The sequence below is a fragment of the Rhodovarius crocodyli genome, from assembly GCF_004005855.1.
GTDB lineage: Bacteria > Pseudomonadota > Alphaproteobacteria > Acetobacterales > Acetobacteraceae > Rhodovarius > Rhodovarius crocodyli.
The window spans coordinates 114,117-136,994 of sequence record NZ_SACL01000007.1; the positions used below are offsets into that span (position 1 = coordinate 114,117).

15 protein-coding genes are annotated in these 22,878 nt (G+C 69.9%); 11 read left to right on the forward strand and 4 right to left on the reverse strand.

Annotated features, from left to right (window positions below; genetic code table 11):
• Window position 1: 1 nt before the first annotated feature.
• A complete protein-coding gene (locus tag EOD42_RS18585; RefSeq protein WP_127789077.1) occupies window positions 2-742 on the reverse strand; it encodes an SDR family NAD(P)-dependent oxidoreductase in 741 nt (246 codons plus the stop codon).
• A 99-nt stretch (window positions 743-841) separates the two neighbouring features.
• On the opposite strand from EOD42_RS18585, the gene EOD42_RS18590 reads away from it, so the two are divergent.
• A complete protein-coding gene (locus tag EOD42_RS18590; RefSeq protein WP_240655207.1) occupies window positions 842-1,792 on the forward strand; it encodes a bifunctional helix-turn-helix transcriptional regulator/GNAT family N-acetyltransferase in 951 nt (316 codons plus the stop codon).
• Window positions 1,793-1,801: 9 nt separating this feature from the next.
• Here EOD42_RS18590 and EOD42_RS18595 read toward each other — a convergent pair whose 3' ends face one another.
• Entirely contained in the window at window positions 1,802-2,755 is a 954-nt protein-coding gene (locus EOD42_RS18595) for a Bug family tripartite tricarboxylate transporter substrate binding protein (protein WP_164868010.1), read from the reverse strand.
• A 72-nt stretch (window positions 2,756-2,827) separates the two neighbouring features.
• Here EOD42_RS18595 and EOD42_RS18600 point away from each other — a divergent pair, with 72 nt between their 5' ends.
• Window positions 2,828-3,718: an ABC transporter substrate-binding protein gene (locus EOD42_RS18600; RefSeq protein WP_164868011.1), complete on the forward strand. Its 891-nt coding sequence runs from the start codon at window positions 2,828-2,830 to the stop codon at window positions 3,716-3,718.
• Window positions 3,719-3,749: 31 nt separating this feature from the next.
• Here the strand turns inward: EOD42_RS18600 and EOD42_RS18605 are convergent, their stop codons facing one another.
• Together EOD42_RS18605 and EOD42_RS18610 are read right to left on the reverse strand one after the other, a co-directional pair.
• Complete coding sequence (locus tag EOD42_RS18605; RefSeq protein ID WP_127789080.1) at window positions 3,750-6,896, reverse strand: efflux RND transporter permease subunit; 3,147 nt, start codon at window positions 6,894-6,896, stop codon at window positions 3,750-3,752.
• Between the two features lie 139 nt (window positions 6,897-7,035).
• The gene (locus EOD42_RS18610; RefSeq protein WP_127789081.1) at window positions 7,036-7,785 is read right to left on the reverse strand and encodes an SDR family NAD(P)-dependent oxidoreductase; all 750 of its coding nucleotides are present in this window, start codon (window positions 7,783-7,785) and stop codon (window positions 7,036-7,038) included.
• Between the two features lie 243 nt (window positions 7,786-8,028).
• On the opposite strand from EOD42_RS18610, the gene EOD42_RS18615 reads away from it, so the two are divergent.
• The 9 genes from EOD42_RS18615 to EOD42_RS18655 all read left to right on the forward strand — a co-directional run bounded on the left by EOD42_RS18615 (window position 8,029) and on the right by EOD42_RS18655 (window position 22,859).
• The gene (locus tag EOD42_RS18615) at window positions 8,029-9,147 is read left to right on the forward strand and encodes an efflux RND transporter periplasmic adaptor subunit (RefSeq protein WP_127789082.1); all 1,119 of its coding nucleotides are present in this window, start codon (window positions 8,029-8,031) and stop codon (window positions 9,145-9,147) included.
• A 3-nt stretch (window positions 9,148-9,150) separates the two neighbouring features.
• Complete coding sequence (locus tag EOD42_RS18620; protein ID WP_127789083.1) at window positions 9,151-13,533, forward strand: CusA/CzcA family heavy metal efflux RND transporter; 4,383 nt, start codon at window positions 9,151-9,153, stop codon at window positions 13,531-13,533.
• Between the two features lie 71 nt (window positions 13,534-13,604).
• Window positions 13,605-14,087 carry an invasion associated locus B family protein gene (locus tag EOD42_RS18625; protein WP_164868012.1) on the forward strand — a complete coding sequence of 161 codons (483 nt, stop codon included), beginning with the start codon at window positions 13,605-13,607 and terminating at the stop codon, window positions 14,085-14,087.
• 149 nt (window positions 14,088-14,236) lie between these two features.
• Window positions 14,237-16,327, forward strand: coding sequence for a 3-hydroxyacyl-CoA dehydrogenase NAD-binding domain-containing protein (locus EOD42_RS18630; protein WP_127789085.1), 2,091 nt, complete (start codon window positions 14,237-14,239; stop codon window positions 16,325-16,327).
• Between the two features lie 14 nt (window positions 16,328-16,341).
• Window positions 16,342-17,541, forward strand: coding sequence for an acyl-CoA dehydrogenase family protein (locus EOD42_RS18635; RefSeq protein WP_127789086.1), 1,200 nt, complete (start codon window positions 16,342-16,344; stop codon window positions 17,539-17,541).
• A 12-nt stretch (window positions 17,542-17,553) separates the two neighbouring features.
• Window positions 17,554-18,699 carry an acyl-CoA dehydrogenase family protein gene (locus EOD42_RS18640; protein WP_127789087.1) on the forward strand — a complete coding sequence of 382 codons (1,146 nt, stop codon included), beginning with the start codon at window positions 17,554-17,556 and terminating at the stop codon, window positions 18,697-18,699.
• 111 nt (window positions 18,700-18,810) lie between these two features.
• Window positions 18,811-19,980: an HlyD family secretion protein gene (locus tag EOD42_RS18645; RefSeq protein ID WP_127789088.1), complete on the forward strand. Its 1,170-nt coding sequence runs from the start codon at window positions 18,811-18,813 to the stop codon at window positions 19,978-19,980.
• Entirely contained in the window at window positions 19,973-21,535 is a 1,563-nt protein-coding gene (locus EOD42_RS18650) for an MDR family MFS transporter (RefSeq protein ID WP_127789089.1), read from the forward strand. Before EOD42_RS18645 ends, EOD42_RS18650 begins: the two co-directional genes overlap by 8 nt.
• A gap of 22 nt (window positions 21,536-21,557) precedes the next feature.
• Window positions 21,558-22,859, forward strand: a complete 1,302-nt coding sequence (locus tag EOD42_RS18655; RefSeq protein WP_127789090.1) for an NtaA/DmoA family FMN-dependent monooxygenase — start codon at window positions 21,558-21,560, stop codon at window positions 22,857-22,859.
• Window positions 22,860-22,878: the final 19 nt, after the last annotated feature.

Genomic DNA, 22,878 nt, shown 5'->3' on the forward strand with positions numbered 1-22,878 from the left:
CTTACAGGCTGGAAACGGAATGGCCGCCATCGACGGTGATGGTGCTGCCGGTCATATGCGCGCCGGCGTCGCTGGCCAGCAGCAGCAGGGGGCCCGTCAGGTCCCCGGGCTGGCCCAGCCGGCGCTGCGGCACGCGGCGGATCATGGCCTGGCCGGGCTCCGAGGCGAAGAACTCCGCATTGATGTCGGAGGCGATGTAGCCCGGCGCGATGGCGTTCACCCGGATGGAGTGGCGCGCCAGTTCGACGGCCATCTGCCGCGTCAGGTGCAGCAGCCCGGCCTTGGCGGCGGTATAGCCCGCGACGCCGGGGATGATGCGCTCACCCAGGATGGAGGCGATGTTGACGATGCTGCCCGGGCGCTTGCCGGCCACCATGCGCCTGGCGGCCTCCTGCGCGACCAGGAAGCAGCCGCGTAGGTCCACATCCAGCACCTGGTCGAAATCCTCGGGCGTCTGGGCCAGCACGGGCTTGGTGACGGCGATGCCGGCGTTGTTCACCAGGATGTCGATGGGGCCCGCGGCATCGAAGGCGGCGGCGATGGAGGCGGGGTCCGTCACGTCCAGCCGGACGGCCTCGGCGCTGATCTCGGTCGCGGTCTCGGCCATGGCGTCCAGGCGCCGGGCGGCCATCACCACCCGCGCGCCGGCATCGGCCAGCACGCGGGCGAAATGGGCGCCGAGAAGCCCCGATGCGCCTGTCACGAGCGCGGAGCGCCCGGAGAGATCGAAAAGAGCGGACATGGACGTTCCTGTTTGCGCGGAGCCTGCCCCGGTTTCGGGTGCGGTGCAACGCTTGCGCGTCTTGCCGTGGTCAGGAATATATCTGACAAAAGCAGATAAATGCCCGAGGACGCCATGCCCGATCCCGACCCCGCCCCCGACGCCGCCATCGCCGCTGTCAGGCGCTTCAGCCGCTTCTACACCCGCCGCATCGGCCTGCTGCATGGCGGGCTGCTCGGCGGTCCGCTCAGCCTGCCGGAGGCCCGGCTCGTTTATGAAATCGCCCAGTCCGGCACCAGCACGGCCAAGGCGCTGGGGGCGGGGCTCGGTCTCGACTCGGGCTATCTGAGCCGGCTGCTGCGCGGGCTGGAGGAAGCAGGGCTGATCCTGCGACGCCCCTCGGCCGAGGATGGGCGGCAGGTGCTGCTGAGCCTGACCGATGCCGGCAACCAGGTCTTCGCCGCGATGGATGCGCGCTCGGCCGAGGAGATCGGCGTGATGCTGGAGCGCCTGCCTGAGGCCGGGCGGCGCCGCCTGGTGTCGGCGCTGGAGGAGGCCGAGCAGCTGCTGGGCGGCGCCCCGCCCGCCCCGCAGCCCTTCATCCTGCGCCCGCCGCGCCCGGGCGACATGGGCTGGGTGGTGCATCGCCAGGCCGTGCTCTACGCCCGTGAGTACGGCTTCGACACCAGCTTCGAGGCGCTGCTGGCTGAGATCGTCGCCGGCTTCATCCGCGATTTCGACCCCGCGCGGGAGGCGTGCTGGATCGCGGAGCATCAGGGTGAGGCCGTGGGCAGCGTGTTCCTGGTCAATGCGGGGGAAGGGGTGGCCAAGCTGCGCATGCTCTATGTCGAGCCCACGGCGCGGGGCTTGGGCATCGGGCGGCGGCTGGTGGGGGAATGCATCGCGACCGCCCGCGCGCTCGGCTACCGGCGGATGACGCTGTGGACCAACGATATCCTGGTCGCGGCGCGCGGCATCTACGCCGCGGCGGGTTTCAGCCTGATCTCGGAGGAGCCGGTCGAGAGCTTCGGCGCGCGGATGGTGAGCGAGATCTGGGAGCGAGAGCTTTAGGCCAGCGCCTCAGCCCGCGCTGATCCGCGCCGCGATCGGCGCCCAGCGCGCCACCTCGGCCTCCACATGCCGGGCGGCGGCGGCGGGCGTGGGGTCGGGCCAGACCTCGACGCTGGCGGTCAGCAGGCGTTGGCGCACCGGCTCCTGCGCCAGGGCGGCGAGCGTGGCGTCACGGATCATCGCATCGGCTTCGGGCGGCGCGCCGGGGCGGCTGAACAGCACCTGCCAGGCCGTCAGCGCATAGCCCGGCACGGACTGCGCCAGGGTCGGCAGGCCCGGCAGCAGGGCGGAGGTCGTGGGGCCGGAACCGGCCAGCAGCTTCACCCGCCCATCCCGCGCGAGCGGGGCCAGCAGGGTGGGGCTGTCGATCGTGAAATGCACCCGCCCCGCCACCAGGTCCTGCACGGCATTCGCGGCCGTGCGGTACTGCACGATGGTGAAGCTGCCCCTGGTCAGCTGCTTCAGCAGCTCTCCGGCCATGTGGTTGGTGGCGCCGGGGTTGGTGGAGCCGTAATTCGCCGCATCGCCCTGCTGCGCCAGCCAGCCGAGCAGCCCCGCCACATCCTGCACCGGCAGCTGCGGGCTGACGGCCAGCGCGAAGGGCTGGTTGCCGACCAGGGCCAGCGGCGTGAAGTCCCGCACCGGGTTCAGCGGGAAACTCGGATAGACCGCCTGCATCACCGGGTGGTTGTTGGTGCCGATGAAGTACGCGGTGCCGTCATTGGGCGCGCGGTGGAAGGCCTGCGCCCCCACGGTGCTGCCGGCGCCTGGAACATTCTCGGGCACCACGGGCCGGCCGAGCTGGGCCTGCAGCGCCTCGGCCAGGATGCGCCCCACCACGTCGGTCACGCCCGCGACCCCCACGGGGATGATCAGCCTGATCGGCCGGCGTTCCTGCGCCAGGACGGGAGTGACCAGCGCAGGGGTCGCCAGGAACGGCAGCAGGCGGCGGGCGACACGCATGGGCGGCATCTCCGGGTTTCGTCGGGCGCGCACATGGTGCAGCCTGCGCGGCGGTCGAGAAAGGTGGAAAAGATGCGTCCGATACGTTTGCAGGAAACCTTCCGCGCGGTGTTCTACGTGCCGTTCTATGCCGCCATCCTGCGCGGCGCCTATGCCGCGGAGGGCGTGGAGGTGACGCTGCTGGACGGCAGCGAGCCCGCCCATGCCAAGGATTCCGTGCTGCAGGGCCGTGCCGAGGTCGCCTGGGGCGGCCCCATGCGCATGATGCTGGCCCATGATGCCGACCCCGATTGCCCGCTGCGCAATTTCGGCGCCGCCGTGCTGGGTGACCCGTTCTTCCTGGTCGGCCGCGGCCCGCGCCCCGACTTCCGCCTGAGGGACCTTGCGGGGCTGCGCTTCGCCACCGTCTCCGAGGTGCCGACCCCCTGGTGGGCGCTGCAGGAGGACATCCGCCAGGACGGGCTCGACCCCGAGAGCCTCAGCCGCCACACCACCGGCACCATGCAGCAGAACGCCGAGGCGCTGGTCGCGGGCGAGCTGGACGTGATCCAGGTGTTCGAGCCCTTCGTCTCGCGGCTGGAGGACCAGGGCTGCCAGGTGTGGCATGCGGCGGCCAGCCGGGGCCCCACCGCCTACACCACCTTCATGTCCACCACGGCCAACCTGCGCGAATACGCCCCCGAGTTCCGCGCCATGCTGAAGGGGCTGGGCAAGACGCTGGAATGGCTGCACGCCACCCCGGATGCCGAGGTGGCGGCCACGGTGAAGCCACTGTTCCCCGAGCTGGACGTGTCGTTGATCGAGCGCGCCATCGCGCGCTATCGCCCGCTGAAGATTTGGACGCCCACGCCCTATTTCCCGGCCGAGCCGTGGGAGAAGCTGGAACACGCCATGTTCACGGCCGGCGCCATCAAGCGGAAGCCCGGCTGGGCGCATTGCGTGGACAACAGCCTGATGGCCTAGCTCCGGGGGCAGGGCCCCCGGAGAGCGCGCCTCAGTCGTCGCCCGCCACGGTCGCGGCCTCCGCCGCCGGGCGGCGCTGGCGGGCGGGGCCCACCAGGTCGATCATCACCGGCAGCAGCAGCAGCACGATGAAGGGCAGCAGGGTGGTGCCGCCCACGACCACGACGGCCAGCGGGCGCTGCAGGTCGCTGCCGATGCCGGTGGCCAGCGCCATCGGCAGCAGCCCGACCATCGCGGCCATGCAGGTCATCATCACGGGCCGCATCCGGTCCTCGCCGGCCTGGTCCAGCGCCTGGCGCCAGGGCAGGCCGTCATGGTCCAGCAGGTGCTTGAAGTGGGAGAGCATGATGATCCCCTCCATCACCGTGATGCCGAACAGCGCGAGGAAGCCGATGGCGGCGGGGACCGAGAAGTTCAGCCCCCAGCCCAGCAGCGCGACCACGCCGCCGATGCAGCTGAAGGGCAGCACCATCATGATCAGCACGGCGTCGCGCACATTGCCGAACTGGATGTAGAGCAACATGGCGATCAGCAGCAGCGCCATCGGCACCACCACCTTCAGCCGCGCCACCGCTTCCTGCAGGTTGCGGAACTCACCCACCCATTCGACGGTGTAGCCCGCCGGGATCTGCACGTTGCGCGCCACGCGCTCCTGCGCTTCCAGCACCGCGCTCTGCGGGTCACGACCGCGCACCGAGAACTTCACCGGCACATAGCGGGCGCTGTTCTCGCGGTAGATCGTGCTGGCGCCGGAGCTGAGGCGGATATCGGCCACATCGCCCAGCGTCGCGCCGGAGGTCGAGCTGATGGGAATGCGTGCGATGGCCGTGGTATCCGCGCGCTGGGCGGGTTCCAGGCGGACCATGATGGGGAAGTTGCGGTCGCCGCCTTCCTCATACAGTCGCCCCGATTCCTGGCCGCCGATCGCGCTCTGGATCACGGCGTTGATGTCGTTGATCGACAGGCCGTAGCGCGCGGCCCGGACACGGTCGATGCGGATGGAAAGCGTGGGCTGGCCCAGCGTGCGGAAGGCCGCGAGGTCGGCGATGCCCTGCACCTCGGCGAGTTCGCGCCGCAGCTGTTCGCCGATCCGCGCCAGGGTGGGCAGGTCGGGCCCCGAGATGCGCACCGCATTGGCACCCTTCACGCCCGAGGCCGCTTCCTGGACGTTGTCCGAGATCGCCTGGGAGAAGTTGAACTCCACGCCCAGGAACTCGCGCTCCAGCCGGGCCTGGATGGCGGCCACCAGCGCGTCCTTGGTGCGGGCGGTCGTCCATTGGTCCATGGGGCGCAGCGGAATGAAGAACTCGGCGTTGTTGAAGCCGGCGGTGTCCGTGCCGTCATCCGGCCGGCCCTGCTGCGAGGTGATGGTCACCACCTCCGGGAACTCCATCACGGCGCGGCGCATGCGGTTCACCGTGGCGTTGCCCTCATCCAGGCTGATGGTGGCCGGCATGGTGGCGCGCATCCAGATCGAGCCTTCCTCCAGCGTGGGCAGGAACTCACCGCCCAGCCGCGTGAAGCCGATGCCGCCGAGGGCGAGCATGGCGCCGAAGATGCCGACCACCAGGCCGCGGCGGGCCATGCCCTTGAAGTGCAGCCACAGATGCACCCGGCCCATCCAGCGCACGATGGGCATGATCTTCTCTTCCGCGTTCTCGCGGAACAGCAGGGCGGCCATGGCGGGGGCGATGGTGAAGGTGGCCAGCATCGCGCCGGCGATAGCGTAGGCATAGGTCATGGCCATCGGGCCGAAGATGCGGCCCTCGATGCCGCCCATGGTGAACAGCGGCAGGAAGGCGGCCACGATGATGAGGGCGGAGAAGAAGATCGCCCCGCCCACCTCCGTGCTCGCGGTCAGGATGGTCTGCTGCAGGCGGCTGAACGGGCCGGTCCGATGCACCGCCCCGTGCCCATGCGCGCGATGGCCGAGATGCAGGTGGCGGTAGATGTTCTCGACCATGATGACGGTCGCATCCACCAGCAGGCCGAAATCCAGGCTGCCGAGGGAGAGCAGGTTCGCGCTCTCGCCGCGCGCCAGCATGACCAGCACCGCGAAGAAGAAGGCGAAGGGGATGGTGGCGCCCACCACCAGCGCGCCGCGCAGGTCGCCCAGGAACAGCCACTGGATCAGCACCACCAGCGACACGCCGATGATGATGTTGTGCACCACATGGTGCGTCGTCAGCTCCACCAGCTCCTTGCGGTCATACAGCACCTGGATGCGCACGCCCGGCGGCAGGGAGCCGTCGGAGTTGATCTCATGGACCGCGGCCTCGACCGCGCGGATGGTGGGCAGCGTCTGCTCGCCACGGCGCATCAGCACCACGCCCAGCACCGCGTCGTCAGACGCCTCGTGCCCGGCGATGCCCAGCCGCGGCAGGGAGGAAGTCTCGACCCGGCCCACATCGCGCAGCAGCACCGGAAGCCCGCCATGGGTGCCGAGCACGACCTGCTCGATCTCCTCCACGCTGCGGATCAGGCCGACACCCTGCACCACGGCCGATTGCGGGCCGATGTTGAGCACGCCGGCGCCGACCGTGGCGCCGCCTTGCCCGATCGCGGCCACCACATCGGGCACGTCCAGGCCGAAGGCGGTCAGGCGCGGCAGGTCCAGCACGACGCTGTACGCCTTGGTCGGCCCGCCGAAGGCCGTCACGTCCACCACGCCCGGCACGCGGCGGAAGCGCCGCTGCAGCACCCAGTCCTGGATCACGCGCAGGTCGGTGGGGGAGAAGCCGGGCGGGCCCACCACGCGATAGCGCATGATCTCACCGATCGGGGACCAGGGGCTGATGGAGGGCTGCACCCCGGCCGGCAGGCCCGACAGCTGGCCCAGCCGGTTCAGCACCTGCTGCAGCGCCTGCTCGTAGTTGTAGGCGTAGGTGAACTGCGCCTGGACCACGGACAGGCCGAACAGCGACTGGCTGCGCACGCGCGTCAGGTTCGGCATGCCGGACAGGCCGACCTCGATCGGGACCGTGATGTAGCGCTCGATTTCCTCGGCGCTCTGCCCGGAATTCTGCGTGATCACCACCACGGTGGGCGGCACGGGGTCCGGGTAGGCCTCGATGTTGAGGTGGTTGAAGCCCCAGGCACCCGCGCCCAGGAAACCGATGAACAGCAGCAGCAGCAAGGCGCGCTTGGACAGCGAGAAGGCGACGAGGTGACGCAGCATGGCGGATGTCCCGGCAAGGGTGGTCCAGCTGAACCGAAACTGAACGGCAGCTGAACGCTATCTGAACCGTTTTCCGCGCAATGCAAGTGTCAAATGGCTGAATGTGCTGTCATCTGGGGGGCGGGTGCCCCCCGTCCGTTCAGCCTTTATGCACTTTCAGCCCGGCGAAGCTCTGCGTCACGGGCATCACCTGGACGAAATTGATGTTCACGCGGGCGGGCAGCATGGCCGTCCAGCGCACCGTCTCGGCAATGTCCTCGGGCGTCAGGGCGTTGGCGTCCTCATACACGCCGGCCGCCTTGGCGTCGTCGCCCTTGAAGCGGATGTTGCTGAACTCCGTCCCGCCCACCAGGCCGGGCTCCACATTGGTCACGCGGATGGGCGTGCCGAACAGGTCCGCGCGCAGGTTCAGGCTGAACTGCTTCACGAAGGCCTTGGTGGCGCCATAGGTGTTGCCGCCCGGATAGGCGTAATCGCCCGCCGTGCTGCCGATGTTGATGATGTGGCCGCGGCCGCGCGCGATCATGCCGGGCAGCATGGCGCGGGTCATGGTCAGCAGGCCCTTGATGTTGGTGTCCACCATCTGGTCCCAGTCATCCAGATTGGCGGCCTGGGCCATTTCCAGCCCCAGGGCCAGGCCGGCATTGTTCACCAGCACATCCACGGCGGCCCATTCGGCCGGGATCGATTCGATGGCGGACAGGGTGGCCGCGCGGTCGGTCACATCGAAGGCCAGGGGCAGCACCTTGTCCGCGCCGAGCTCCGCCACCAGCGCATCCAGCCTTTCCTTGCGGCGGCCGGTGGCGATCACGCGCGCGCCCTCGGCCACGAAGACCCGTGCGATGGCCTGGCCGAAACCGGCCGTGGCGCCGGTGATGAGAACGATCATGGGGGGCTCCTGCTCTGCGTGGGCCACAGGGTTAGGGCAGGGCGGGCGGCGCGAAAAGCCCTGCCATGCTGCACTGCAATCTTGACCTTTCCGTCAGATGAACCATTAGTAATGTGTCAGCCGGCGCCTACGACCGCCCCAAGGCGGCTTCCCGTGCAAGTCCAACGCGGGGGCCTGTTCAGCTGGCAGCCGCTTGGCGGCCTGGCGCACGGGCGCCGGGACGCCCTCTGAGGACGAGCACGAATGAACCAAGCCCTGCGCGCCAGCCTGCTGGCCTGCACCGTTTTCCTTTTCCCCGGCGCCGTCATGGCCCAGGGCCCACGGGAGATCCTGATCCCGATGGAGGAGCGGCAGCTGAGGCCGGCCGGGATCGAGCTGGCGTCGCCGGAGGCCGAGGGCGGCCAGGCCGAGATCGTGCTGCCCGGCCAGGTCGTGGTGCCGCCGTTGCAGCTGCGCGTGGTCGCGGCCCCGGCCAACGGCCTGATCGAGGCGCTGCTGGTCGGCCCCGACGAACGCGTGAACGAGGGCCAGCCCATCGCCCGCATCCGCAGCCCCGAGCTGGTGGAGGCCCAGCGCCTGTACCTGCAGGCCGTGACGGCCGGGGCGCTTGCGGCCGAATCGCTGCGCCGCGACGAGACCCTGTTCCGTGAGCGCGTGATCGCCGAGCGCCGCCTGCTGGTCACCCGCGCCGAGGCCGCCGGCGCCTCCGCGGCGCTGGAGGAACGCGCCCAGGCGCTGGCGCTGGTCGGCATGTCCCAGGAAGCCATCGACGAGCTGCGCCGCACCCGGCGGATCTCCCCCGCGCTGACCGTCACGGCCCCCATCAGCGGCATCGTGCTGACGCGCCAGGCCACGACCGGTGAGCGCATCGCGGCATCGGCGGCCATCATCACGGTGGCGGACCTGTCGCCGCTGTGGGTCAACATCCAGGTGCCGATCGCGCGCGCCAATGCCATGCGCATCAACAACCGCGTCCTGCTGCCCAACCCGGGGGCCGAGGGCAACATCATCATGATCGGCCGCAGCGCCGATGCCGCCACCCAGTCCGTCATCGCGGTGGCCGAGATCACGGAGAACACCGAGCTGCTGCGCCCGGGCCAGGCATTGACCGCCATGGTGCAGCTGGCGCGTGAGGGCAGCGGCGGGCAGTGGCGTGTGCCGGCCGGTGCCGTCATCCGCCACCGCGACCGCAGCTGGGTGTTCGTGCGCAACGGCGAGGGCTTCTACGCCCGCCCCGTCACGGTGCTGAACGAGACCGCGCAGGTCACTTCCATCCGCGCGGAATTCACCGGCCAGGAGCGCATCGCGGTGCGGGGCGTGCTGTCCCTGCTCTCGGAACTCGCGCAGTCGGAAGAGTCCTGATCCATGCTGCTTCGCCTGGTTGAACTGGCGCTCCGCCAGCGCCTGCTGGTGGTGCTTGCCGCCATCGCCATCGCGGTGTGGGGTGCCAACTCCTATCGCAACCTGTCCATCGATGCCTTCCCCGACGTGTCGCCGCCGCAGGTGCTCGTCTCCATGCGTGCCCCGGGCCTGACGCCGGAGGAGCTGGAGGCGCGGGTGACCACCCCCATCGAGCTCGCGATGCGCGGCATTCCGGGGCTGGAATCCATCCGCTCCGTCACGCGCTATGCCGTCACGCTCATGACCTTCCAGTTCCAACCCGGCACCGACGTGTTCTGGGCGCGTGCCCAGGTGAATGAGCGGCTGAACCAGGTCGAGAACTCGCTGCCAGATGGGGTGGATGGCGGGCTGGCGCCGGTCGTCACGGCGCTGGGCGAGATGCTGATGTTCACGCTCGAAGGCGACAACCTGACCGTCACGGAAGCGCGCACCCTGATGGACTGGACGATCCGTCCGATCCTGCGCGGCGTGCCGGGCGTGGCCGATGTGAACACCATGGGCGGCTATGTCCGTACCTATGAGGTCGTGCCGAGCGGCGCCGCCATGGCGGCCCGCGGCATCACCACCAAGCAGCTTGAGGAAGCGCTGGAGCGCAACAACCGCAATGACGGCGCGGGGCGGCTTTCCGACGGTGAGGAGGCGCTGCTGGTGCGCGCCGAGGGCCGTATCCGCAGCCTGGACGACGTGCGCGGCATCGTGGTGGTGGCGCGCAACGGCCAGGTGGTCCGGGTGGGTGACATCGCGGATGTCCGCTTCGGTTCGCTGGCCCGCAACGGCGTCGTGGCCCGCAACGGCCAGGGCGAGGCGGTGTGGGGCACGGTGCTGGGCCTGCAGGGCGCCAACGCGGCCTCGGTCGTGACGGGCGTGCGTGCGCGCCTGCCCGAGATCCAGGCCCGGCTGCCCGAGGGCGTGCACATCCACTTCTTCTATGACCGCTCCGAGCTGATCGGCAAGGCGGTCTGGACGGTGCAGAAGGTGCTGCTGGAAGCCATCGTGCTGGTGGTGGTGCTGCTTGTGCTGTTCCTGGGCAACATGCGCGCGGCCATGGTGGTCAGCCTGATGCTGCCGCTCGCGGTGCTGGGCACCTTCGGCATCATGAAATGGTACGGGCTGACGGCGAACATCATGTCGCTCGGCGGCCTAGCCATCGCCATCGGCCTGCTGGTGGATTGCGGCGTGGTGGTCGTCGAGAACGTGGCCCACAAGCTGAACCACCATCACGGCAAGACCGACCTCCGCGCCAGGCTGGCCGTGGTGAACGAGGCGGTGCGCGAGGTGATGGTGCCGCTGGTCTCCGGCGTCATGATCATCGTGACCGTCTTCGTGCCGCTGCTGTCCCTGCAGGGTGTCGAGGGGCGGCTGTTCGGCCCGGTGGCGCTGACCATCGCCTTCGCCCTGATCGCGGCGCTGCTGCTGGCCATCACGGTGGTGCCGGTGATGAGCGTCTACATGCTCAAGAAGGGCAGCACGGAGGAGCCCTGGCTCGTCCGCAAGCTGCACAAGGGCTACGACCCGGCGCTGGAATGGGCGCTGAAGCGGCCGCTGGCCATCGCGGGCGTCGTCGCGGTGGGCGTGGTCTGCGCCTACCTCGCTTTCGGGCGGCTGGGCAGCACCTTCATGCCCACCATGGATGAGGGCAACCCGGTCATCACCATCCGCAGCCACCCGACCATCGGCGTGGACGACAGCGGCGAGACGATGCGCCGCATCCAGCAGGAGCTGATGACCCGCGTGCCCGAGATCGTGGGCATCATGGGCCGCGCGGGCGCCGACGAGCTGGGCATCGACCCCGTGGGCCTGAACGACAGCGACATGTTCCTGCAGCTGAAGCCGCAGGACCAGTGGCGCCCCGAGGGCCAGCGCGGCGGCACCGCATGGCTGATGGAGCAGCTGCGCCTCGTGCTCGACAATGTGCCGGGCATTACCTTCTCCTTCGCGCAGCCCATCGACATGCGCGTGCAGGAAATGATCATCGGCGCGCGCGGCGACGTGGTGGTGAAGGTGTTCGGTCCCGACCTGGACGAGCTGAACCGCATCGGCCGCGAGGTGGCGGAGGCCATCCGCAGTGTGCCCGGTTCCAGCGACGTCTTCGCCCTGCGCAACGACGGCATGAAGTACCTGACCATCGACCTTGACCGGCTCGCGCTCGGCCGCCTCGGCCTGAATGCCGCCGATGTGCAGGACGCGCTGCGCGTGTGGGTGGACGGCCGGCAGGTGGGCATCGTGCTGGAAGGCGAGATGCGCATCCCCGTGCAGATCCGTGGCGAGGCGGCGGACCGCCGCACCGTGGCGGCGCTCGCCGCCGTGCCCATCGCGCTGCCGGGCGGCGGCACCGTGCCGCTGACCCAGATCGCCCAGGTGCGAGAGGAGGAAGGCCCCATCGAGGTGCGCCGCGAGGAGGTGCAGCGTCTGTCCACCGTGCTGTCCAACGTCAGCGGCCGCGACCTGGTGGGCTTCGTGGACGACGCGAAGGCCGCGGTGGCCCAGCGTGTGCAGATGCCGCAGGGCTACTCCCTGGTCTGGGGCGGTCAGTTCGAGAACCAGCAGCGCGCCTCCGCCCGGTTGGCGGTGGTGGTGCCGATCGCGCTCGGCGTGATCTTCCTGCTGCTCTACCTCACCTTCAACTCCGGCCGGCAGGCGGCGCTGGTGTTCTGCAATGTGCCCTTCGCGCTCATCGGCGGGATCATCGCGCTGTACCTGTCCGGGCAGTTCATCTCCGTGCCCGCCTCGGTGGGCTTCCTGACGCTGATCGGCATCGCGGTGCTGAACGGCGTGGTGCTGGTCAGCACCATCAACCGGCTGATCGCCGAGGAAGGGCTCACCCTTTCCGAGGCTGTCCGTGAAGGAGCGAAACGCCGCATGACCCCCGTGATGCTGACGGCCTCGATCGCGGCCTTCGCGCTGGTGCCCTTCCTGTTCGCCACGGGCCCCGGCAGCGAGATCCAGAAGCCGCTGGCCATCGTGGTCATCGGCGGGCTGGTCACGGCCACAGCCCTGACGCTGCTGCTGCTGCCCATCCTGTATGAGCGCTTCGCGCTGCCCCGCAGCCGCGTGGCGGCCGGCGAGGCGAACCCGGAGGAGCACGTGACCCACGGCCCGGTGCCGGCCAAGGCCACGACCACCACGGTCGCGGTGCTGGCGGCGCTGCTGCTGGGGGCGGGGCCCGCCCAGGCGCAGGGCCAGGCGGCCGGCCGCACCCCCATCGTCCAGGGCAACCTGGCCGGCCATGTGGCGGCCGCGCTGGACCTGGACGCGGATCTGCGCGGCCTGCTGGCCCAGCGTGAGGCCGCGGTCGCGCGCGGCATCGTGCCGCGCGGCACCTTCGCGGGGCCGGCGTCGGTGTCGGGCATCGCGATGAGCGGCACCCGGCGCGGCGGCAATAACGGCCAGCCCTCGCGCGAGATCGAGGTGGATCTGGCCGCGCCGATCTGGCTGCCCGGCCAGCGCGCGGCGCTGAGCGAGAGCGTGAACGCCGATGTGCTGGCGCTGGAGGGGCGCGTGCTGGCCCGCCGCCTGGCCGTGGCGGGTTCCCTGCGCAACGCGCTGTGGGACGCGGTGCTGGCCCGTCGTGAGGCCGGGGTGGCCCGCGACCGGCTGGCCACCAGCCGCGACATCACCCGCGACCTGCGCCGGCGTTCCGAGCTGGGCGACGTGCCGCCCACCGAGGCGCTGCTGGCCCAGAACGAGACGCTCGCCGCCGAGCTGGCCTATGCCCAGGCCGATGCCCGCGCCGACCAGCTGGAGGCCGAATACGCCACCCTGACCGGCGGCCTGCGCCCGGTTCTGCCCACCGAGGACGCGCTGCCGCGCAACCGGCTGCAGGGCCACCCGCAGCTGGCCGCGGCCCGCGCGGCGCTGGAGGCCGCCCAGGCCCGTGCCCGGCTGGTGGCCGCCACCCCGCGTGAGAACCCGGAAATCGGCGTCTTCACCCGTTATGAGGGCGGTTTCGGGGCGAATGACAACACCTCGATCGGCCTGCGCTTCCGCCTGCCCTTCGCCAGCGAGCAGCGCAACCTGCCCCGCCGGGCGGAGGCCCAGAGCGAGGTGACGCGCGCCAGCGCCGAGCTCGCCCAGTCCCAGCGCCTGCTGGAGGCGGGGGTGCGCTATGCCGAGGCGGCGCTGCGTGCCTCCGAGACCAACCTGCGCATCGCCCGCCAGCGCCTCTCGGTGGCCAATGAGCAGGAGGGCATAGCCCGCCGCGCCTTCCGCAGCGGCGAGACCGGCGCCTTCGAGCTGTTCCGCGTGCGCCAGCTGCAGCAGGAAGCGCAGATGGAGGAAGCCCGCGCGGCGGTGAACCTCAACCGCGCCCGTGCGCTGGTGAACCAGTCGCTCGGCGCGGTGCCGTGATCGGCGGGGGGCGCCAAGCCCCCCGTTTCCGTGGCAGGATGGCGCCCTTCGATACGGAGGGCGCCATTTTCATGTTCAATCGACTGATCCTTCCCGCCTTCCTGTTGCTGGCCGGTCCCGCCCTGGCGCAGGAGCGGACCCAGGCCAACTACGGCGATTGGGCGCTGCGCTGCGAAAGCCGCCCGCAGCGGCAATGCGAACTGGCGACCGTGCTGAACAACGCGGAGGGGCGCCCGCAGGCCCAGCTGATCGTGGGCCGGCTGCACAATGCCGGGCCGCTGCTGCTGATGGCCCATGTGCCGCTGAACGTGCATTTGCCGGCGGGCATCCGGGTGGAGGCGGCGGGCCAGAGCTTCACCCTGGCCTATCAGCGCTGCCTGGCGGCCGGCTGCTTCGCCATGGCGGAACTGCCCGATGCGGCGCTCGCGCAGCTGCGGTCTGAGCCGCCGGGCGCGCGGATGGTGCTGCAGGACGCCGCCCGCCAGCCGGTCACGCTGAACCTTTCCATGAGCGGCTTCGGGCGGGCGCAGGCGGCGATGTCGTCCCGCCGCTAGGGCGGGCAGGGGGCCGCCCTGCGGCCTCACCCCCTCCCTTGTCCCTACCGACCGGTCGGGCTAGCGTCCTTCCATCGATGTTGACAGGTTTTCCCTGGCGGCCTGCAATGCGGCCAAAGGGCAAGACCCGCATGGGAAGGAAAGCGCCAATGGATGACGCGCAATATGTCGAACACGCCTTCGACGGGGATGTGCATGTGCTGCGCATCGCCAATCCGCCGGTCAACACGCTGCGCACGGCCGTCCGCCAGGGGCTGCTGGACGGCATCAAGCGCAGCCTGAAGGAAGGCGCGCGCGCCATCGTGATCATCGGCAAGGGGCGGATGTATTCCGCCGGCGCCGAGATGACGGAGTTCAACAAGCCCCGCCAGCCCCCCAGCCTGCCCGAGGTGTTCGACGCCATCGAGAACAGCCCCGTGCCCGTCGTCGCCGCCATTCACGGCAGCGCGCTGGGCGGCGGGCTGGAACTGGCGCTCGTCTGCCATGCCCGCGTGGCCTCTCCGGGTGCCCAGGTGGGCCTGCCCGAGGTGAAGCGCGGCTTCGTGCCCGGCGCCGGCGGCACCCAGCGCCTGCCGCGCCTGATCGGCGCCGAGGCCGCGCTGAAGCTGATCGTCGGCGGTGACCCGGTGAAGGCCGAGGAGGCCGTGAAGCTCGGCTTCGTGGATGCCGTGCTGGAGGGCGACCTGGAGAAGGCCGCCATCGTCTGGGCACGCGATGCCGCCAAGTCCGGCAGGAAGTTCACCCTGGCGCGCAACCGGAAGGACAAGATCGAGGGCACCGACCTCGCGGCCTTCGACGCCGCGGCCGCCGCCCTGCTGAAGCGCAGCCGCGGCCAGGAAAGCCCCAAGGGCTGCGCCGCGGCCGTGCGCGCCGCCGTGACCGAGAGCTTCGACGACGGCCTGGTGGTCGAGCGCCAGCAGTTCCAGCGCCTGGTCGAGGGCGAGCAGAGCTTCGCGCTGCGCCACGTCTTCTTCGGTGAGCGCGAGGCCCAGCGCATTCCCGACCTGCCCGAGGGCACCCAGCCCCTGCCGGTGAAGAATGCCGTGGTGATCGGCGGCGGCACCATGGGCGGCGGCATCGCGATGAACTTCGCGAATAACGGCATCCCCGTGACCATCGTGGAGACCACCCAGGAAGCCCTCGACAAGGGGCTGGCCCGCTGCGAGGCGAATTGGGAGCGCACGGTGAAGTCCGGCCGCCTGTCCCAGGCCGAGTATGAGAAGCGCCGCGCCTGCCTGAAGGGCTCCATCGACCTGAACGTGGTCAAGGACGCCGACCTCGTGATCGAGGCGGTGTTCGAGAACATGGACGTGAAGAAGGAGATCTTCGCCAAGCTGGACAAGATCGCCCGGCCCGGCGTGGTGCTGGCCACCAACACCTCCACGCTCGACATCGACCAGATCGCCTCGGCCACCTCGCGGCCGGAGCTGGTGATCGGCATGCACTTCTTCTCGCCGGCCAATGTGATGCGCCTGCTGGAGAATGTGCGCGGCGCCAAGACCAATGCGGCAGCCATCGCCACGGCCACCGATGTGGGCAAGCGCATCGGCAAGCTGCCCGTCCTGGTCGGCAATTGCGACGGCTTCGTCGGCAACCGCATGACCGGCAAGCGCACGCCCCAGGTCGAGAAGCTGCTGCTGGAAGGCTGCCTGCCGCAGGATATCGACCGCGTGATGGAGACCTATGGCATGGCCATGGGCCCGCTCGCGACCGGTGACCTCGCGGGTCTCGACATCGGGGCCGCCGTGCGCAAGGCGCGCGGCACGGTCGCCCCCATCGCGGATGCGGTGGTGGCGCGCGGGCGCTTCGGCCAGAAGACCGGCAAGGGCTGGTACATGTATGACGAGAAGCGCACGCGCCTCGTGGACCCGGAAGTCGAGGCGATCATCCTCGACGTGGCCGAGAAGATGCAGGTGCGCCGCCGCAAGATCGAGGACCAGGAGATCCTGGAGCGCCTGCTGCTGCCGATGGTGAATGAGGGCGCGCGTATCCTGGAGGAAGGCGTGGCCTATCGCGCCGTCGATATCGACGTGGTGTTCTGCAACGGCTTCGGCTGGCCCGCCTGGCGCGGCGGTCCGATGTTCTGGGCGGACCGCATGGGCCTGAAGGCCGTGCGCGACAAGCTGGCGCTGTATGCCGAGCAGACGGGCGACGCGAACCTGAAGCCCGCGGCGCTGATCGAACAACTGGCGGCGGAGGGCGGCACTTTCGCCGGCCTCGGCGTGCGCAAGGCCGCCTGAGGAGACGACCCAAGATGGATTTGAACTTTTCCGCCGAGGAACTCGCCTTCCGCCAGGAAGTGCGCGACTTCATCGACGCCAACCTGCCCGCCGCCACCCGCCAGCACCTGATCGAGGGCAAGGGCCCCACCAAGGCGATGGTGGTGGAGTGGCAGAAGATCCTGAACAAGCGCGGCTGGGCCGTGCCGGAATGGCCGGTGGAATGGGGCGGCCCCGGCTGGACCGCCGCCCAGCGCTACATCTTCCGCGAGGAGCTGCAGATGGCCCCCGCGCCGTCGCCGCTCGGCTTCAACGTGAACATGTGCGGCCCGGTGGTGATCCAGTTCGGCACCGAGGAGCAGAAGAAGCGCTTCCTGCCGCGCATGGCCAACCTGGACGACTGGTGGTGCCAGGGCTTCTCCGAGCCCGGCGCCGGCTCCGACCTCGCGGGCCTCAAGACCAAGGCCGTCCGTGAGGGCAATGAGTGGGTGATCAACGGCCAGAAGACCTGGACGACGCTGGCCCAGCATGCCGATTGGATCTTCGTGCTGGCCCGCACCAACCCGACGGCCAAGAAGCAGGAAGGCATCAGCTTCATCCTGTGCGACATGAAGACGCCCGGCATCACCGTCCGCCCGATCATCACGATCGAGGGCGGGCATGAGGTGAACGAGGTGTTCTTCGACAATGTCCGCGTGCCGGCCGAGAACCTGGTGGGCGAGGAGAACAAGGGCTGGGACTGCGCCAAGTTCCTGCTCGGCAATGAGCGTTTCGGCCAGGCCCGCGTGGGTGCGAGCCGTGAGCGCATCCGCCGCCTGAAGGTCATCGCCGCCCAGACCATGGACGGTGGTGAGCCGCTGATGGCCGACCCCGAGTTCCGCCGCCAGATGACGGAGATCGAGGTCGAGCTGAAGGCGCTGGAAATGACCGTCATGCGCGTGATCGCGCAGGACATGAAGCGCAAGGACGGCAAGCCCAACCCCGCGACCAGCGTGCTGAAGATCAAGGGCACCGAGATCCAACAGGGCGTGTCGGAACTGCTGATGAAGGCGGCCGGCCCCTATGCCTGGGTCGATGGCGACCCGGACGAGGAAGGCACCAACGAGTGGGACGTGGCCCCCGACTGGGCCTATGGCCTGGCCGGCACCTACTTCAACTGGCGCAAGCAGAGCATCTACGGCGGGTCCAACGAGATCCAGCGCAACATCATGGCCAAAGCGTTTCTGGGGCTCTGAGGGGATACCGAGATGGATTTCGATCTGACCGAGGAACAGAGCCTGCTGGTGGACAGCGTCCGCAAGCTGCTTTCCGACAAATACGGCTTCGAGCAGCGCAAGGCGTATATCGCCAGTGAGCGCGGCTGGAGCCAGGAGATGTGGTCCTCCTTCGCGGAGCTGGGCCTGCTGGGCCTGCCCTTCGCCGAGGAAGACGGCGGCTTCGGCGCGGGCCTGACCGATACCTGCCTGATCGCCGAGCAGTTCGGCCGGTCCCTGGTGGTGGAGCCCTGGTTCAGCACCGCCGTCATCGGCGGCAGCGCCCTGCGCCATGGCGGCAGCGCCGCGCTGCGGCAGGAGCTGGTGCCCCAGGTCGCGGCCGGCGAGGCGCGCCTCGCCCTCGCGCAGCAGGAACGCCAGTCCCGCTACGACCTGTTCGATGTCGCGACCACCGCGAAGAAGTCGGGCTCCGGCTGGGTGCTGAACGGCAACAAGGGCATGGTGATCCATGGCGACAGCGCCACGCATCTGATCGTCTCGGCCCGTGTGGCCGGCGGCCAGCGTGACAAGGCGGGCATCGGCCTGTTCGTGGTCGAGGCGGGCGCGCCTGGTGTCACCGTGCGTGGCTTCCGCACCGTGGACGGCCAGCGCGCCGCCGAGGTGATCCTGGAGAACGCCCCCGCGCAGCACGCCCTGGGTGAGGCCGAGAACGGCCTGCCGCTGCTGGAGAAGGTGGTGGCCGAGAGCATCGCCGCCCTTTCCTTCGAAGCGGTGGGCTGCATGGATGTCGCCCATGCCATGACGCTGGACTACATGAAGACGCGTGAGCAGTTCGGCCGCCCGATCGGCAGCTTCCAGGCCCTGCAGCACCGCGCGGCCGACATGCTGGTGGCGATCGAGCAGTCACGCTCCATGAGCTACTACGCGGTGCAGGCCGCCGAGGAGAGCGACGCGGATGAGCGCCGGCGCGGCATCGCGGCGGTGAAGGTGCAGATCGGCCGCGCGTCGCGGCTGGTGGGCCAGCAATCCATCCAGCTGCATGGCGGCATCGCCATGACGATGGAATACGCCTGCGGCCACTACTTCAAGCGGCTGACGGTGAATGACGGGCTGTTCGGCAATGCCGACTTCCACCTGCGGGCACTCGCCGACGAAGGCGGGCTGGTCAAGGCCGCCTGACCCTGACGGCCGAGGGGGATTTACCTCCCCCTCGGTTGAAATCTTCCTGTCATGGGTTTGTCTTGTCCGACAATCTGGGCCTAGACTTGCCCCCAGGTTCGGGAAGCGTCCATGGATATCGGCCCGCCAAGGCCCGCCGCCGCTGATCTCCCTGTCCAGGCCAGGAAGCCGGGCCGCCGCCGTTCGCGCCTGTTGGCCGCGGGGTTGGTCGCCATTCTCGCCCTCGGTTTTTCCCTTCGCTGGCTGCATTGGCAATTCACCCATGTGGTGCTGGACGATGCGCGCGTCGCGTCCGACATGATCATGCTGGCCAGCCGCGTGCCGGGCTGGGTGCAGGACCTGCCGCGTTCCGCCGGTGACAGGCTGGGCCGCGGCGACCTGCTGGTGCAGATGGATGCCCGCGATTCGGCGCTTGCGGTGGAGGAGCTGGAGGCCCGGCTCTCCGGCATCGCCGCCCGCCGTGCCGAATTGCAGGCCCGGCTGACGCTGATCGACCGCCAGAGCGCGAGCCAGGGCCAGGCCGCGCGCGCCAAGCTGGATTCGGCCCGCGCCGCCTTGCCCGCCGAGGAAGCCCAACGCCGCTTCGCGGAGGCGGAACTTGCCCGCGCCGAGCGCCTGGACGCCACCGGCGCCGGCACCCGCCAGCGGCTGGAACAGCTGCGCGCCGGGCTGGACCAGGCGCGCCAGCGCGTGATCTCCGCCGGCGCCGAGATCCGCAACGCCGAGGCCCAGCTCGCCGCCGCCGAGGCCGCGCGGCAGGAAATGCAGGTCATCGCCCGCCAGCTGGAGGCCCTGGCCCCGCAGGAGCGCGAGCTGACCGCCACCCGCGACCGCGCCCGCATCGAGCGCGAGGACCGCACCATCCGCATGCCCTTCGACGGGGTGGTGGACCGCATCTTCGTGGACCCGGGCGAATATGTGCTGGCCGGCCAGCGCATCATGCTGGTGCATGACCCGGCCGAGGTGCGCATCGAGGCCAATGTGCGCGAGACGGAAGTGCGCTTCTTCCGCCCCGGCACGCCGGTGCGCGTCACCATCGACGCCTGGCCGGGCAGGGTGTTCGAGGGGCGCGTCGACCGCGTGATCCAGGCGGCCACCAGCGAATTCGCCTTGCTGCCCAACCCCAACCCCAGCGGCAATTTCACCCGCATCACCCAGCGCCTGCCGCTGCGCGTGCGCCTCGACCCGCCGCCCCCCGCCGGGCTGCTGCGCCCGGGCATGATGGCGAGGGTCGAGGCGGAGGCTCGCGGGGAAGGATTGGCGGAAGCACGGGATGAATGAAGGGCCCTCGATCGAGGCGCTGTTTGCCCGCTATGGCGGGGCCTTCCGCTGGCTGGTGACGTTGACGGCGCTGACCGGCACCGTCTCCTGCATCCTGTCCTCCACCATCGTGAATGTGGCGTTGCCCGACATCATGGGCGCGCTGGGCATGGGGCATGAGGAGGGGCAGCTGCTCTCCACCGGCTTTCTCGCGGCCAATACCGGCTTCATGCTGATGAATGCCTGGTCGGTGGAGCGTTTCGGTTTCCGCATCACCTATGTGGCGTCGATCTCGGTGTTCGTGGCGGCTTCCATCGTGGCGGCGCTCGGCAGCGATCCGGGGCTGATGGTGCTGTGCCGGGTGGCGCAGGGGGCGGCGGCGGGGCTTTTGCAGCCGCTGTCCATGCAGATCATCTTCCTGGTGTTCCCGCCCGAGCGACGCGGCACCGCCATGGGCATGTTCAGCTTCGGCGTGGTGATGGCGCCCGCCATCGGCCCCACGCTGGGCGGTGTGCTGGTGGATACCTTCAGCTGGCACGCCGTGTTCTTCCTCTGCCTGCCCACCTCCATCCTCGGGCTGGTGATGGGCATGCTGTTCATGCCGGGGCGTGTGGCCAAGGGCGCCGCGCGGGGCTTCGACTGGCTGGGGGCCGCGCTGCTGGCGCTGGCCATCGGGCTGCTGCTGGCGGGGCTGACGGACGGCCAGCACCATGGCTGGAACTCCGACCATGTGGTGATCGAGCTGGTGGGCGCCGCCGTGGCGGCCATCGGCTTCGTGGCCTGGCAGGCGCGCGCCCCGGCGCCGCTGATGAACCTGGCCGTGTTCCGCCATGGCGGCTTCGTGGCGGCGGCGCTGGTGGCCTTCATCTACGGCGCGGCGATCTTCGGCTCCACCTTCCTGCTGCCGCTGCTGGTGCAGATTGTGCAGGGCTATACCCCCACCCGCGCCGGGCTGGTGCTGATGCCGGCGGGCCTCGCGGTGGCGCTCATCTTCCTCATCGCGGGGCGGCTGGCGGACATATTGCCGCCCTGGCAGCCGGTCTGTGCCGGGCTGCTGTGCTTCGCGCTGTCCTGCTGGCTGCTCGGCGATGTGGGCACCGACACGCCGTTCTGGACGCTGGCCATCTGGATCCTGATCGGGCGCGTGGGGCTGGGGCTGACCCTGCCCAACATGAATGTGGGCGCGATGCGCGCCCTGCCGCCGCATCTGCTGGGGCAGGGGGCGGGCAGCATCAACTTCTTCCGCATGCTGGGGGGCGCCTTCGGCACCAACCTGCTGTCGGTGCTGATGGAGCGCCGCGGCCAGTTCCATGCCGAGGCGCTGTGGAGCCGCGTGGAGGGCAGCCCCGTCGCCCTCGAAACCCGCCGCTTGCTGGAGGGGCTCTACACCCAGGGCGGCATCCCCGAGGTGATCCGCCGCGACGCGGCCTATGAATTCATGACGCGCATCATCGAGGCCCAGGCCGGGCTGCTGGGTTTCCGCGATGCCTTCCTCGCGGTCGCGGTGATCTGTCTGGTGGCAGTCCTGCCCGGGCTGACGCTGCGGCAGCGCCCGCCAGGGGCTCGCACCCGGTAGCCATCGGCGCGAAAGTCACGGCATGCCGCACATGCACCTCGTCGCCTATCTGAAGGCTGGCCCCAACACCAGCTACCCGAGCAGCTGGCGCCACCCGGCCTCCACCCTGGACGACCTGTTCAGTTACGACCGCTGGGAACACATGGCCCGCACGATGGAGGCCGGGCTGTTCGACGGCTGCTTCTTCGCGGACGGGCTCGGCATCCCGGACCTGTATAAGGGCGGCTATGACGATTACCTCGGCCGCGGCGGGCAGCTGACGCTGGTGGACCCCATGGTGCTGCTGCCGATCATGGCGCGCGCGACGAAGCATCTGGGCCTGGGCGTCACGCTCTCGACCAGCTTCATGGCGCCCTATGTCATCGCGCGCTACCTGGCCTCGCTGGACCTGATGAGCGGCGGGCGCGCCGCCTGGAACGTCGTCACCACCGGGCGCGACTTCGAGGCCCGCAACTGCGGCTTCGACGGGCTGGCCCCCAAGGACCAGCGATACGACATGGCCGACGAGGTGCTGGAGGCCTGCGACGGCCTGTGGCGCAGCTGGGAGGACGAGGCGCTGGTGCTGGACCGCGAGAGCGGCCGCTTCGCCGACCCCACGAAGGTGCATCGCGTCAACTACAAGGGCCGCTATGTCTCGACCGAGGGCCCGCTGACCATCCCGCGCAGCCCGCAGGTGCGGCCCGTGCTGATGCAGGCCGGTTCCTCGCCGCGTGGCAGGCAATTCGCGGCGCGCTGGGCGGAGGCGATCTTCTGCACCCCTGCCACCAAGGCCGACGCGAAGGCATACCGCGACGACCTGCACGCCCGCATGGACGCCATCGGCCGCCCACGCGCGGAATGCGCCGTGCTGCCCAGCGTCTCCCTCGTGCTGGGTGAGACGGAGAGCATCGCCAGGGAAAAGGCCGCCCATCTGGAATCCCTGGTGGACCCGGAGCTGGTAATCGCCTCCTCCTCCTGGTCCGTGGTCGCGGACCTCTCCAGGATCGACACGCCCGAGGCCATGGACACCCCCGGCAGCAACCAGGGTGTGCAGGGGCATCGTGACCGCATGATGCAGGTGGCCAAGGACAAGGGCATCAGCTTCGCCGAGGCGGTGCGGCGCCCGCGTGCCCTGCTGGCCGGTACGCCCGCCCAGGTGGCGGACATGATGGAGGACTGGTTCACGGGCGGCGCCTGCGACGGCTTCATCCTGCCGCCGACGCTGTGGCCCGGCACCTTCGAGGATGTGGCGAGGATGCTGGTGCCAGAACTGCAAAGGCGGGGGATCTACCGGAAGGCCTATAAGGGGAAGACGATGCGGGAGAATTTAAGGGATCAGGGGTGATGTTCTTTTTTGTAAAAAA